This window comes from Microbacterium sp. NPDC006705 (genome assembly GCF_044903545.1).
GTDB lineage: Bacteria > Actinomycetota > Actinomycetes > Actinomycetales > Microbacteriaceae > Microbacterium > Microbacterium plantarum.
Genome location: NZ_JBJDQQ010000004.1, coordinates 1 through 12,817, shown reverse-complemented (window position 1 = coordinate 12,817; position 12,817 = coordinate 1). Strand labels below are relative to the sequence as shown.

Annotated in this window: 13 protein-coding genes, 1 tRNA gene and 1 pseudogene; 11 read left to right on the top strand and 4 right to left on the bottom strand. The window is 72.4% G+C overall.

Going from position 1 to position 12,817, the window contains the following annotated elements:
- Positions 1–46 precede the first annotated feature (46 nt).
- The 3 genes from ACI2K6_RS15435 to ACI2K6_RS15425 all read left to right on the top strand — a co-directional run bounded on the left by ACI2K6_RS15435 (position 47) and on the right by ACI2K6_RS15425 (position 3,294).
- Complete coding sequence (locus ACI2K6_RS15435; protein WP_396747774.1) at positions 47–463, top strand: ankyrin repeat domain-containing protein; 417 nt, start codon at positions 47–49, stop codon at positions 461–463.
- Between the two features lie 118 nt (positions 464–581).
- Complete coding sequence (gene dusB, locus ACI2K6_RS15430) at positions 582–1,895, top strand: tRNA dihydrouridine synthase DusB (RefSeq protein WP_396747777.1); 1,314 nt, start codon at positions 582–584, stop codon at positions 1,893–1,895.
- Positions 1,888–3,294, top strand: a complete 1,407-nt coding sequence (locus ACI2K6_RS15425; RefSeq protein WP_396747780.1) for a deoxyguanosinetriphosphate triphosphohydrolase — start codon at positions 1,888–1,890, stop codon at positions 3,292–3,294. The genes dusB and ACI2K6_RS15425 overlap by 8 nt, the downstream gene beginning before the upstream one ends.
- Here the strand turns inward: ACI2K6_RS15425 and ACI2K6_RS15420 are convergent.
- Entirely contained in the window at positions 3,221–3,859 is a 639-nt protein-coding gene (locus ACI2K6_RS15420) for an SIR2 family NAD-dependent protein deacylase (protein WP_396747783.1), read from the bottom strand. The genes ACI2K6_RS15425 and ACI2K6_RS15420 overlap by 74 nt on opposite strands.
- Before the next feature lie 88 nt (positions 3,860–3,947).
- Complete coding sequence (locus ACI2K6_RS15415) at positions 3,948–5,531, bottom strand: anthranilate synthase component I family protein (RefSeq protein ID WP_396747786.1); 1,584 nt, start codon at positions 5,529–5,531, stop codon at positions 3,948–3,950.
- Positions 5,532–5,584: 53 nt separating this feature from the next.
- Between ACI2K6_RS15415 and ACI2K6_RS15410 the strand changes: the two are divergent.
- From ACI2K6_RS15410 to dnaG, 3 genes and pseudogenes are all read left to right on the top strand, one after another.
- Positions 5,585–6,593, top strand: a pseudogene (locus tag ACI2K6_RS15410) (bile acid:sodium symporter).
- A 62-nt stretch (positions 6,594–6,655) separates the two neighbouring features.
- Positions 6,656–6,886, top strand: a complete 231-nt coding sequence (locus ACI2K6_RS15405) for a hypothetical protein (protein ID WP_396747788.1) — start codon at positions 6,656–6,658, stop codon at positions 6,884–6,886.
- 30 nt (positions 6,887–6,916) lie between these two features.
- Positions 6,917–8,827, top strand: coding sequence for a DNA primase (dnaG, locus tag ACI2K6_RS15400; protein WP_216886558.1), 1,911 nt, complete (start codon positions 6,917–6,919; stop codon positions 8,825–8,827).
- An 81-nt stretch (positions 8,828–8,908) separates the two neighbouring features.
- On the opposite strand, the gene ACI2K6_RS15395 is transcribed toward dnaG, so the two are convergent.
- The gene (locus ACI2K6_RS15395) at positions 8,909–9,574 is read right to left on the bottom strand and encodes a PepSY domain-containing protein (RefSeq protein ID WP_396747792.1); all 666 of its coding nucleotides are present in this window, start codon (positions 9,572–9,574) and stop codon (positions 8,909–8,911) included.
- 204 nt (positions 9,575–9,778) lie between these two features.
- Here ACI2K6_RS15395 and ACI2K6_RS15390 point away from each other — a divergent pair.
- Positions 9,779–9,850 (top strand) — tRNA-Asn (locus tag ACI2K6_RS15390).
- On the opposite strand, the gene ACI2K6_RS15385 is transcribed toward ACI2K6_RS15390, so the two are convergent.
- A complete protein-coding gene (locus ACI2K6_RS15385) occupies positions 9,812–10,102 on the bottom strand; it encodes a helix-turn-helix transcriptional regulator (RefSeq protein ID WP_353301170.1) in 291 nt (96 codons plus the stop codon). The two genes, ACI2K6_RS15390 and ACI2K6_RS15385, sit on opposite strands and share 39 nt — an antisense overlap.
- Before the next feature lie 154 nt (positions 10,103–10,256).
- Between ACI2K6_RS15385 and ACI2K6_RS15380 the strand changes: the two genes are divergently transcribed.
- The 4 genes from ACI2K6_RS15380 to ACI2K6_RS15365 are packed head-to-tail and all read left to right on the top strand — an operon-like array spanning position 10,257 to position 12,725.
- Positions 10,257–10,499, top strand: coding sequence for a helix-turn-helix domain-containing protein (locus tag ACI2K6_RS15380; protein ID WP_078025801.1), 243 nt, complete (start codon positions 10,257–10,259; stop codon positions 10,497–10,499).
- Entirely contained in the window at positions 10,496–11,332 is an 837-nt protein-coding gene (locus ACI2K6_RS15375) for a helix-turn-helix domain-containing protein (RefSeq protein WP_396747795.1), read from the top strand. The genes ACI2K6_RS15380 and ACI2K6_RS15375 overlap by 4 nt, the downstream gene beginning before the upstream one ends.
- Complete coding sequence (locus ACI2K6_RS15370; protein ID WP_396747798.1) at positions 11,329–12,462, top strand: DUF2637 domain-containing protein; 1,134 nt, start codon at positions 11,329–11,331, stop codon at positions 12,460–12,462. Before ACI2K6_RS15375 ends, ACI2K6_RS15370 begins: the two co-directional genes overlap by 4 nt.
- Positions 12,459–12,725: a helix-turn-helix domain-containing protein gene (locus tag ACI2K6_RS15365; protein WP_396747801.1), complete on the top strand. Its 267-nt coding sequence runs from the start codon at positions 12,459–12,461 to the stop codon at positions 12,723–12,725. Before ACI2K6_RS15370 ends, ACI2K6_RS15365 begins: the two co-directional genes overlap by 4 nt.
- Positions 12,726–12,817: the final 92 nt, after the last annotated feature.

Here is a 12,817-nt window from a genome sequence, read left to right as displayed (position 1 = left end):
GGCGGGCGGGGCTGTTCCCGGGTCGGCGTCCGCCATACTGGCGGGCATGAGTGAGCAGTGGAGCGAGAAGGACATCGAGCTGGCGAACCGGCTCTTCGACATGGCGCGTGACGGGGACACGGCCCAGCTGAAGGCATACCTGGATGCCGGGGTGAGCACGCGCCTGCGCAACCACGCGGGCGACTCCTTCCTCACCCTCGCCGCCTATCACGAGCACCCGGACACCGTGGCCATGCTCATCGCGGCCGGCGCGGAGGTCGAGCACGCCAACGACCGCGGCCAGCGCGCCCTGACCTGCGCCACGTTCAAGCGGGACGTCGACTCCATGCGCCATCTTTTGGCCGCCGGTGCGGACCCGGACGCGGGCACTCCCTCGGCGCGCCAGACCGCTCAGATGTTCGCCGGCGATGACCTGCTGGCGGTGCTCGACGGCGGGGACGCGGCGCCGTCGTCGGAGGCCTGACCCGCCGGGAGGACGGTCTGCCCGTCCTGGCGGGGCGCCTCGGCGGTCGCCTCCCAGCGGGCCTCGTCGTGGGGCACGGTGACGTGGGTGCCGGGCGGAATGGAAGAATGGACCCGACATGACTTCTTCCCACACCCTCCCCGCCGCGGCGGCGGTCGACGGCGCCCCCGACGTCGTCGACCCCCACGCCGCGCACTACGCCAAGTCCGCCGGTGCGGGCCGCCGCATCGCCGACGACGACCAGCTCCACGAGGGCCGCCACGCAGCGCCCACGACGGACCGCCTGACCCTGCCCCCGCTGCGGCTCGGTCCGATCACGGTCGAGACGCCGGTCGTCCTCGCCCCGATGGCCGGCATCACGAACACCGCGTTCCGCCGCCTGTGCCGCGAGTACGGTGGCGGCCTCTACGTCAACGAGATGGTCACGGCCCGCGCGCTGGTGGAGCGCAAGCCCGAGTCGATGCGCATCATCCAGCACGACCCGGACGAGGTGCCCCGCTCCGTCCAGCTCTACTCGGTGGACCCGGTCACCACCGGCGCCGCGGTGCGGATGCTGGTCGAGGAGGACCGCTGCGACCACATCGACATGAACTTCGGCTGCCCCGTGCCCAAGGTGACCCGCCGCGGCGGCGGCTCGGCCCTGCCGTGGAAGTCGGAGCTGTTCACCTCGATCGTCAAGGCGGCCGTCACCGAGGCCTCGAAGAGGGACATCCCGGTGACCGTGAAGATGCGTCGCGGCATCGACGAGGACCACCTCACCTTCCTCGACGCCGGCCGCACGGCCCGCGACCTCGGCGTCGCCGCCGTGGCCCTCCACGGCCGCACCACGCGCCAGTTCTACTCGGGCACCGCCGTGTGGGACGACATCGCCCGGCTGCGCGAGGCCCTGCCGGACATCCCCGTGCTCGGCAACGGCGACATCTGGTCCGCGGAGGACGCCATCGCGATGGTCGAGCAGACCGGCGTGGACGGCGTCGTGATCGGCCGCGGCTGCCAGGGTCGGCCGTGGCTGTTCGGGGATCTGCAGGCCGCGTTCGAGGGCCGCCAGGACCGGTTCCGCCCGACCCTGGGCATGGTCGCGGACACGCTGTACCGCCACGCCGAGCTGCTCGTGGACACCTTCGGCGGCGACGAGACGAAGGCGCTGCGGGACATCCGCAAGCACGTGGCGTGGTACTTCAAGGGCTACCCCGTGGGCTCGGAGATCCGCACCGCGCTGTCCACCGTCCCGGACCTGGCCACGATGCGCGAGATCCTCGCCCGCGTGGACCGCGACCAGCCCTACCCGGGTGAGGCCGCCGAGGGCCCGCGCGGCCGGGCCGGCGCCCCCAAGCGCCCGCACCTGCCGGACGGCTGGCTCGACTCCCGCGAGCTCAATGCCGAGCAGCAGGCCATGATCCAGGCCGCCGAGCTGGACGTCTCCGGTGGCTGAGCCCACGACGCCGGTGCCCGCCGCCGGAACGCCCGGCGCGCCGTCGTCGCACTGGACCGGCGCCGCCCATCAGCCGGTGCTGTTCGGCCCCGAGGGCCGGCCCCCGTATGCCGGCCGCGCCGTGCAGACCCCCGGCTACACGCCGTGGGACCGGGAGCGGTGGCTGCCCGAGCCGCCCAAGTCCTCCTACCGTTCGGACTTCGAGCGGGACCGTGCCCGCGTGCTGCACTCCGCGGGCCTGCGCCGGCTGGGGGCCAAGACCCAGGTGGTCGCCCCGGACGCGGACGACTTCGCCCGCACCCGCCTGACGCACTCGCTCGAGGTGGCGCAGGTGGGCCGTGAGCTCGGCCGGTCGCTGGGCTGCGACCCGGACCTCGTGGACACCGCCTGCCTGTCCCATGACCTCGGCCACCCGCCCTTCGGGCACAACGGGGAGAAGGCGCTCGACGCGCTCAGCGAGGACGTCGGCGGCTTCGAGGGCAACGCCCAGACCCTGCGGCTGCTGGCCCGCCTCGAGCAGAAGAAGCTCTCCGCGGACGGCTCCTCCGCGGGCCTGAACCTCACGCGCGCTGCCCTCGACGCCGCGTGCAAGTACCCGTGGACCCGTGAGGACGCCCCGCTGCGCCCGGACGGCACGCGTTCGCGCAAGTTCGGCGTCTATGAGGACGACCTGCCCGTGTTCCGGTGGTTCCGCGCCGGGGTGCCCGGCACGCGCACGTCCATGGAGGCCCAGGTCATGGACCTGGCGGACGACATCTCCTACTCCGTGCACGACGTCGAGGACGGCGTGGTCAACGCCGTGTTCCAGCTCAAGTGGCTGGCCATCCCGGAGCACCGGGAGCGCGTCGTGGAGACCACCCGCCAGTGGTACCTGCCGCACACGGACCCGGCGGAGGTCGACGCGGCCCTGGCCCGCCTCGAGGCCACCGACGTGTGGGTCTCCGAGATGGACGGCTCCCGGCGGGCGCTCGCGGCGATGAAGGACATGACGAGCCAGCTGATCGGCCGGTTCTGCAGCGCCGCCTTCGACGCCACGCGCCAGGTGTTCGGCAACGAGCCGCTCACCCGCCACGGCGCCGACGTCGTGGTGCCCGAGGAGACGGAGACCGAGATCGCCGTGATGAAGGGCATCGCGGCGGCCTACGTGATGACCGCCGAGCAGCGCCAGCCGCTCTATGCGCGGCAGCGCGAGGTGCTCGCGGAGCTCGTGGCGCTGCTCGACGCGACGGCGGACCGGTACCTCGAGCCGATGTTCGCGTTCGACTGGGCGCAGGCCCCCGACGACGCCGCCCGGCGGCGCGTGGTGATCGACCAGATCGCCTCGCTCACCGATTCGACCGCCGTCGAGTGGCATCACACCCTGGTGCAGGGCGCGGAGTTCCGGCGCGTCTGGCTCTGACCGGCGGGTCCAGCAGCGCGGGCAGCACCGCCCCGGCGGGACCCCGCAGGACGTGCGTGACCGCGCCGCTCAGCTCGGTCTCCACCGGATTCACCTCGACGACGGCGGCCCCGGCCCCCAGCGCCACGAACGGCAGGGACGCCGCCGGCTGCACGATGCCCGAGGTGCCGACGACGATGCACAGGTCGCAGTCCTCGAGCGCGGCGAACGCGCGGTCCCAGGGCTCGGCCGGCAGCATCTCCCCGAACCACACGATCCCCGGGCGGATCAGCCCGTCCCCGCACACGGTGCAGGCCGGCGGCGCCTCGCGGAGCATCGCCTCGAGGTCGGCCTCGGTGCCGGCCGTCGCCTCGTCCGCGGGCGCGCCCGGGTCGACGTCGGCAGGGGCCCCGTATGCGGCGCAGCGGTGCTCGAACAGGGAGCCGTGCAGGTGCGCGAGGACCCGGGCGCCGGCCCGCTCATGCAGGTCGTCCACGTTCTGGGTGACCACCTCCAGGCCGGGTGTGCGTCGCTGCCAGGCGGCGACGGCGTCGTGCCCCGGATTCGGTCGGCGGGCCCGCACCATCCGGGCGCCCCCCCCTTCGTTTGGGGGCGGTGTGCGGCGGTATTCCGTCGGAATACCGCCGAATATCGCCCCCGAACCCTGGGTGGGGTCAGGCGATGTCGGGCGCCGTCGTCGGCAGACCCGTGCCGGCGGCGCGGGCGAGGGCCCGGCGCAGGCCGCGGGCCTTGAGGAGGACCTCGTCGTGCTCGGCGGCCGGGTCCGAGTCCGCGACGATCGCCCCGCCGGCCCCCACGGACCAGCGGCCCCCGGCGAGCACGGCCGTGCGGATCACGACGGACAACGACGTCGTCCCGTCCGCGCCCAGCATCCCCAGCGCCCCGGAGTAGACCCCGCGCGGGGACTCCTCCCAGGCGGCCAGCAGCTCGACGCTGCGTCGCTTCGGCGCGCCCGTCATTGACCCGCCGGGGAACAGCGACCGCACCACGTCCACCGGGTCGACGCCGGCCCGTGCCGTGCCCGTGACCGTGGACACGAGCTGGTGGACGCTCGCGTAGCTCTCCACCGCCATGAGGGAGGGCACCTGCACGGAGCCGGGCTCGCACACCCGGGAGAGGTCGTTGCGCAGCAGGTCCACGATCATGAGGTTCTCGGCGCGCGTCTTGGGGTCGGCGGCGAGCGCGCGGGCGGCCCCGGCGTCCTCGGCCGGGTCGGCCAGTCGGGCGGCCGTGCCCTTGATCGGCTTGGTGCTGTACCGCCCGTCCCGACCGGAGAGGAAGCGCTCGGGGGAGGCGGAGACCACGGCCCACCTGCGGGAGCCCGTGCCGTGCTCCAGCAGCGCCGCATACGGGGCCGGCTGGTGCGCGGCGAGCTCGTGGAAGAGGACCAGCGGGTCCACGCGCAGCCCGGCGTCGGCGTCGAAGCGGGTGGTCAGGCACAGCTCGTAGGAGTCGCCGGCGTGCAGCGCGGCGCGGCAGCGGGCGATCTGCTCGGCGTACGCCGCCCGGTTCTCGCGCCACGTGCCCGGCACCTCCTCATCGGCCCGGGGTTCCGGGCCGGCGTCCTGCGGCGGGGGCACGACGGCGTTGCCCGCCGCCGTCTCGAGATCGCGGCGGGCCGCGGCGAGGGCGCGGCGCACGTCCACTGCCCAGCGCTCGACCCCGGCCTCGGCGGCGGTCGGGTCGAGGGAGACGACGCAGCAGTGCAGCATCCCGACCGCGTGGTCGGCCACGGCGTAGCGGGACGGGCGCACCCAGAACTGCGCGGGCAGGGCTGCGGGGTCCCCGGGTCGGGGTGAGGGCGGTGTCACCCCCAGATCCGCCAGGCCGAGCTCGTAGCCGAGCCAGCCGACCAGGCCGCCGCGCAGGGGCAGGCCCTCGCCGCCGACCACCGGTCGGGGCGCGGCCGCGGCCGCGAGGTCGGCCCACGCGCGGTCCGGGTCGGCGGGGTCGTCGTGCCGGACCAGCCGCGGGCCGGGGGAGGGCACGCGATCCTGCTCCTCGCCGAGCACATCCAGCCCGTCGCCCGCCACGGACCAGCGCGCCTCGGCGGGGTCCGGCAGGGCGGAGTCCAGCCAGAACGACGCGGCCCCGCGCACGACGGCGTGCGCATAGACCGCGGCCACGGCGGTCGCCGCCGTGTGCCCGGCCGCGGCGAGCGCCGCGACGTCGAGCGTGCGCACGGCCACGTGCAGCGGGGTGGCAGCGGCCTGGGGCGGTGCGGGGGCGGTGGGCATGGCCCCCAGCGTAGGGGTCAGCCCCCGCCCGGATCGCTCCGTACGCTGGCGGCATGCCGTCCTCCCCGCCCCGCCGCGCCCTGGTCGCCGCACTTGAACGCCACCAGGTGGCGCTGTACCTCGCGGGGATCGCCGCGGGCGCCGTCGTCGGGTGGGCCGTGCCCGGGGCCGACGCGTGGGCGGTGCTCGTCGGGCCGGTCCTCGCGCTGCTCCTGCTGGCGACGTTCCTGGCGGTGCCGTTCGCCGCGCTGGGCGCGGGCCTGCGGGACGGCAGGTTCCTCGGGGCACTGCTGGTCCTGAACTTCGTGGTGGTGCCGGCGGTGGTGTTCGGGCTGAGCCGGTTCGTGGCCCACGACGACGCGCTGCTCGTGGGCGTGCTCCTCGTGCTGCTGGCCCCGTGCGTGGACTATGTCATCGCGTTCACCGCGCTCGCGGGCGGCGCGGCCGAGCGGCTGCTGGCGGCGGCTCCGCTGCTCATGCTCGTCCAGCTGGTCGTGCTGCCCGTGCTGCTGCGCGTCGTCGCCGGCGAGGCGGCCGTGGCCGCGGTCGACGTCGGGCCCTTCGTCCGTGCCCTGGTCATGCTGATCCTGGTGCCGCTCGCGCTCGCGGCGCTGCTCCAGTGGGGTGCGCCGCACGGCGGCCGGGGTGGTGCGCGGGTTCACGGCGGCGATGGTCCCGCTCATGGTCGTCACGCTGTTCACGGTGGTCGCCTCGCAGATCCGCGGGGTGGGGGAGCGGCTGCCCGCGCTGGCTGCCGTCGTGCCCCTGTTCGTGGCGTTCGCCGTCGTGATGGTGGCCCTCGGCGTGGTGGCCGCGCGGTGGGCGCGCCTCGACGTGCCCGCAGGACGGGCGCTCGTGTTCTCGGGCGCGACGCGGAACTCCCTGGTCGTGCTGCCGCTGGCGTTGGCCCTGCCGGCGAGCCTGGACCCGGCCCCGCTCGTGGTGGTGACGCAGACGCTCGTGGAGCTCGGGGCGATGGTGGGCCTCGTCCGGCTGGTGCCCCGGCTGCTGCCGCTGCACGGGCAGTCCGCGGGGGCGGGTGCGGGTCGAACCGTGACCTGACCGCCCAGAATGTTGCCTTACCGTGACCGGAATCACGGTCCCGGGTGGCTATGGTGGGCGACATGAGCCTCTCGTTCGTGTCCTCGGCGCGCCGCCGTCACGGCGGTCTGGCGTCGGCCGCGCTGTTCCATCCGCTGGTCGAGGCGGCCACCGGCGCCCTGCCCGTGATCGACCCGGTGACCGGCCGCCCGGCGGAGCCGGCCGACGCCCGCCCGGGGTCCGGGCACTCGACTCCTGCACAGGGCCCGCAGGAGTCCCGTGCGTCCACGGAGGCCGGTTCCGCTCGGGGCTGACCGCCCCGCCCCGTCCCTAGAATGGTCCGCATGGCTGGACTGATCGTGCGCAAGGACATCGACCTCGTCCGCGAGCGCACGGACCTGAAGGCCGTGGTGGAGGAGTTCGTCACCCTGCGCTCGGCGGGCGTGGGCTCGTTCAAGGGGCTGTGCCCGTTCCACGACGAGCGGACGCCGTCGTTCCACGTGCGCCCCGGCGTGGGCACCTATCACTGCTTCGGCTGCGGTGCGCACGGGGACGTCATCAGCTTCCTCATGGAACTCGAGCACACCACGTTCATGGAGACCGTGGAGCGACTGGCGTCCCGAGTAGGGGTGGAGCTGCACTACGAGGACGGCGGCACCGGCCCGGACAAGGCGGAGACGGGGCGCCGTCGTCGCCTGTTCGAGGCGAACAAGGTGGCGGACGAGTTCTTCCGTCGTGCCCTCGGCTCGCCCGAGGCCCAGGCCGCCCGCGACTTCCTCACCCAGCGCGGGTTCACGCAGGAGCACGCGGCGCAGTTCGGCCTCGGGTACGCCCCGCAGGGGTGGTCGCATCTGCTGGACCACCTGCGGCAGAAGGGGTTCCGGGACGAGGAGCTGCGCGCTTCCGGGCTGGTGTCCGAGGGGCAGCGCGGCCTGTACGACCGGTTCCGCGGCCGCCTGCTGTGGCCCATCCGGGACATGACCGGCGCGACCATCGGCTTCGGCGCCCGCAAGCTCTACGACGACGACCCCGGCCCCAAGTACCTGAACACCCCCGAGACGCCGCTCTACAAGAAGTCCCAGGTGCTCTACGGCATCGACCTGGCCAAGCGCACGATCGCCAAGGAGCGCCAGCTGGTGCTCGTCGAGGGCTACACGGACGTGATGGCGGCCCACCTGGCCGGCGTCGGGACGGCCGTGGCCACGTGCGGCACCGCGTTCGGCGCGGACCACATCAAGGTGGCCCGCCGCCTGATCTCCGACGACGGCACGGGCGGCGAGGTGATCTTCACCTTCGACGGCGACGAGGCCGGGCAGAAGGCCGCCCTCAAGGCGTTCGACGAGGATCACCGGTTCCTCGCCAAGACGTTCGTGGCCGTGGAGCCCAGCGGCATGGACCCGTGCGACCTGCGCATGCAGAAGGGCGACGAGGCCGTGCGCGCGCTCATCGCCTCGCGGCGGCCGCTCTTCGAATTCGCGATCCGGGCGGGGCTGAAGGACTACGACCTGAACACCGTCGAGGGCCGCGCCGGCGCCCTGCGCCACGCCGCGCCGATCGTGGCGGGCATCAAGGACGCCGTCCTGCGCCCGGGCTACGAGCGGGAGCTGGCCGGCTGGCTCGGTCTGGACCCGAACGCCGTGCACCGCGCCGTGGCCGCGGCCGGGCGCGCGCCGCGGCGGGGGCCCGAGCCCGAGGCGCGGCCGGCCCCGGCGGACGACGGGCAGGCGATCGGGCCCACGGGCCGCCACGGGGAGGCCGCCGCCCCGGCGCCGCGGATCGTGGTGCCGGTGGATCCGCGCGACCCCGTCGCCCGTCGGGAGCGGGAGTCCCTCGAGGTGGTGCTGCAGCATCCGACCCTGCTCTCCGCAGAGCAGTGGACCGCGCTGTACGCGGCCCGCTTCACGGTCCCGCAGTACGCCGCCGTCCACCAGGGCGTGAAGATGGCCGGGTCGGCGGGGGCGACGCCGCAGCGCTGGGTGGACGCCGTGCGGGACGCCGTGCCCCAGGAGGTGGCCGGCGTCGTCTCCGAGCTGGCCGTCCGCGACCTGCCCGCCCGCACTCCCGAGGATGTGGACCGGTACTGCCGGGACATCATGAACCGCCTGTTCGCCCTGCAGATCGTGCACCGCAAGGAGGAGCTGCTCGGGCGCCTGCAGCGGCTCGGCCCCGAGGGCGACCCCGCCGAGTTCACCCGCCTCAACAGCGAGCTCATGGAACTGGAGGCGCGCCGCCGGGCCCTCCGCGCCGACGACTGACCCCCACCTGTTTTCGTTCGGGAAACGGCGGCTCCAGGGGCGTTGTCGTTCGGGAAACGGCGGTCCGTCGGCCGCGCGGCGTCAGCGCTCGTCGACCGTGAGCACCTCGCCGGACGTGGCGTCGATCTCGACCTCGGGGCCGTCGGAACCGTCCTCGCGGTCGAACCCGACCTCCCACTGGAGGGCGCCGTTGTCGTCGTCCAGGTCCATCTCGTCCAGGGTCACCCCGTCACGGCCCTCCCGGGCGGTGTCGAGGGCCTGCTGGGCGGTGACCTCGGCCTCCTTCGCCTTCTGGACGTCCTCGGGATCCGATTCGCGGTCGGTCTCGGTGATGTCGCCGTCGGCGGTGACGTCCAGCTCCTTGACCTCCTCACCCACCACGACGTCGACCTCCCAGGTCGTGTCGTCGTCGTCGGCATCCACCGCGACGATGATGCCGTCGCCGTCCTCCTCCAGGACCGCGTCGATCACCGCGTCGGCGGGATCGTCGGCCTGGCCGGTGGCCGAGCCGCTGCCGGCCGCGGGGGCCGTCGATGAAGCCGGGGCGGAGGAGGCTGACGACGACGCCGAGCCCGACCCGCCGTCCGTGGTGGGGGTGTTCGCCACGGACGAGGAGGCGTCGACCCCCGGCGAGGCGGAGCCGTCGTCGCCGTTGTCGGCCGTGGTGCCGCAGGCCGCGAGTGCGAGCGCGGCCAGCACGCCCGTGCCGGTCAGCGCGGTCTTGCGCGTGAGGGTCGTGATGGTCATGGTCACGTCTCTCCTTCGGGTCCGTTCCTGATGGTTCTGGGAATGTCCTCGCACCGTAGGCCCGCCGGAGCCGTGCCTGGCAAGGCCCCGTGCCCCGGGCGTGGGCAGGACGACGACGGCGCCCCGCGGCCGGGTGGCGCGCAGGCATGAGCTCTGGTAAAGTTCCATCCGTTGTCCGAACGGCTCCGGCGGTTCGCGTCACGTTCCCCCGTAGCTCAACGGCAGAGCATTCGACTGTTAATCGAAGGGTTGTTGGTTCGAATCCAACCGGGGGAGCGATCCTGAAGCCCCTGCACCGACCATGTCGGTGTGGGGGCTTCTTCGTGCCTGGAGGATGACCGGGCCGAGCAGCTCCGCGAGCGTGATGTCGAAGACCTCCGCGATGGTGGCCAGCTCCTCCAACGTAAAGGCCACCCGCGCGCGAAGCCGGTGTGAGATGCCGCTCTGTGAGACGCCGAGCGCTGCTGCTAGGTCTGCCTGGCGTTTTCCGGAGCGGGCGAGCCAAGCGCGGACCTCTGCGGCGACCATCGAATTGAAATCCGAACCGCTCTCATCGTTCGAGTTCGTCATGAGCAAGACCCTATGGCGCAGGCGAACGACGCACAAGGTCAGAGAAAAAAAGTTGCGATGACCGCAAGACACGGGCTAGGCGTATATGCGTACAGCGCATACAGTGTGGGCCATGAGCAATCACACCCGTTGCGTCAGGTCGAACCTGGCAGCAGAAATCAGTAGACGAGACCTAACCCAGGCCCGCGCAGCGGCACTGGCTGGTCTCACTCCGGACGGTCTTTCCAAGCGGATGTCCGGGCAAGTCGAATTCCGCCTAGGCGAGCTGCTGGAGCTCGCCCGCGTCCTGGGCGTGCCGTTCGCGACGTTGGTAGCCGGCATCGATGCCGCAGATGAACAGCTGGCCGAGGCATGAACGGCTACTCACTTCAGCTGGCCTACACCCCAGAGGCAGCGCGAGAAGTCACAGACCAGATCAAGACCGGCCTGGAGTCCGTGTACCACCTGATCCGGTCCGCGTATCGGGGGCGGGCTTGGGAAGTTCTGGGGTACCGGAGCTGGGACGAGTACGTGACTCGGGAGTTCGGCAACTTGCATCTTCGGCCACCGCTAGAAGAGCGACACGACATCGTGCTGTCCCTCCGTGAGGTGGGGATGAGTACTCGGGCGATCGCGTCCGCGACACAGATCAGTGAGGCCACGGTGCGGCGGGAGCTTAAGCACGCAGGTGCGTCAAAAGACGCACCTGGACGTGCACCGGACTCCGTCGTCGGGGTCGACGGGAAGACCTACGAGGCCACGAGGCCCGCTCGCATTACAAACCTCGAGCCCTCCACGGGGGTCCGAGGCGGTCAAAGTGACGTTGACGCGGTCTTGGACATGCCGGCCGAGGAGTTCGGGATCGAGCCGCTGGACTTGGTCCGGCGCGACGAGGAACAGAAGGGCCGGGCACGCCGGGTGCTGACTGCGTTTAACGGGTCGGGTGCGGCCGCGGTGCCAGCGCTGATCAAGGCGGCTATGCCGGTGGCGTCGCTGGTGTCTCCGGCGACGGGTAAGGCGCTGGTCGAGGACGAGGACTTGCACGGGGTCGTGTGGGACTCGGTGCGGTGCGTGCGGACGCTGGCGCACGTGATCCGGTCTGTGGGCCATGTGGACGGTCAGTCCCAGGCGGAGATCCGGTCGACGCTGCGGGATGCGGTGGACGACCTAGACGAGGTGCTGAAGAAGATCGAGGAGGGCACGCGATGAGCGCGCAGCAGATGTGGGAGGCCCGAACGTCTGGGCCGAAAAGGGCGGAAGCCCCGGACAGCGGCCAGGCTGTCGGGGCTTCCGAAAACGCTCAATCCGAGACGATGCACATTCCAAAGAACACGCTGGTCGAGCACTCGAAGGATAGCACCGGTACGCGGCCCACGGGCAGTGGGATTCGGTCGCTTCCCCGCCGGGTCAACCCGAACGATGGCCGGTTCATCCGGGCCGTGGTGGCCGGGACCTCTGTGGCTGGGCTGGTGGCGTTCTCCATCTCGTTCGCGGCGCTGTACGAGGTCGCGGCGTGGCTGGGGCTGCCGCCGTTCATGCACTGGGCCGTGCCGGTCTTCATCGACCTGGCGATCCTCGTCTACGCGGGCTCCGTACTGGTGCACGAGTCCCGAGGGGAGTCCGCGCGGGCGTCGTGGTGGGCGCTGGGAGCGTTCACGGGCCTGTCGATGATCGCCAACGGGGCGCATGCGTGGAGTGCTGAGAACGCGAGCGTATGGCAGTCCGTGGTGGGTGCGCTCATCGCAGTGATGGTTCCGGTGGCGGTGTTCGTGGCCACGGATCAGCTGGCGCGGGTCGCGGTGGAGAACCCGGACTCGCGGCGGGCCGAGCGCGCATCGCAGGTGTCGGAGGAGGCAGAGCAGCTGAAGGCTCAGGCGGAGCTGGATCGTCAGCGCGCGGAGCTGGAAGCCGAACTCGCGGCGAGCCGCCGGCAGATCGAGGCCCAGCGGCGCGAGGCCGAGCGGGAGGCCGAGGTGGCCGAGGCTCGGCACCGGCAGGAGCTGGAGCGGATGGAGCGTCAGGCCGAACTCGAGACCGAGCGCGAGGACCGTGAGGTTCCGCAGGCCGTGGTCGAGGAATCGCAGGTCGCCCAGGGGGTCGAGGTCGTCGAGACCGTGGCGTCATCAGAGCCGGTCGTCGCAGAGACGAAGACGGTGGAGAAGGCATCGGGTGCGGACATCACCGCATGGATCGTGTCCCGCGCGCAGGAGGGCCAGGTGCCCTCGGCAGCGGAGGTCGCAGAGAAGTTCGGGTGCTCAGAGCGCACCGGGCGTCGCCGCTTGGCCGAGGCCCGCGAGACGCACGCCGAGGCATTCGGGACCGAGGAGGAGCAGGCATGAGCATCGAAGCGATGAAGTGGGCGCAGAAAGCCGCGGAGACGGGCCAGCTCAACACCGGCCAGGCGTTCGTGCTTTTGCTGCTGGGTGACCATGCGGACGAGGCGTGGTCGTGCCACCCGAGCCAGGAGTTGTTGGCCCGGCGGTCGGCCCAGACGGTGCGTTCGGTGGAGCGGCACATCGCCCGCCTGCGAGATATGGGCCTGGTGGACACCGAGTCTCGGTACGGGGACGGGCGTGGGCGGATCGGCTTGAGGTACTACTGAAGCGTCCCGGGTGTGATGCCGCTTCCTTTCGAGTTCGAGAGGATGTTGTTCATGCCGAAGAAGTTCGATCCCGAGGTGAAGGACCGCGCGGT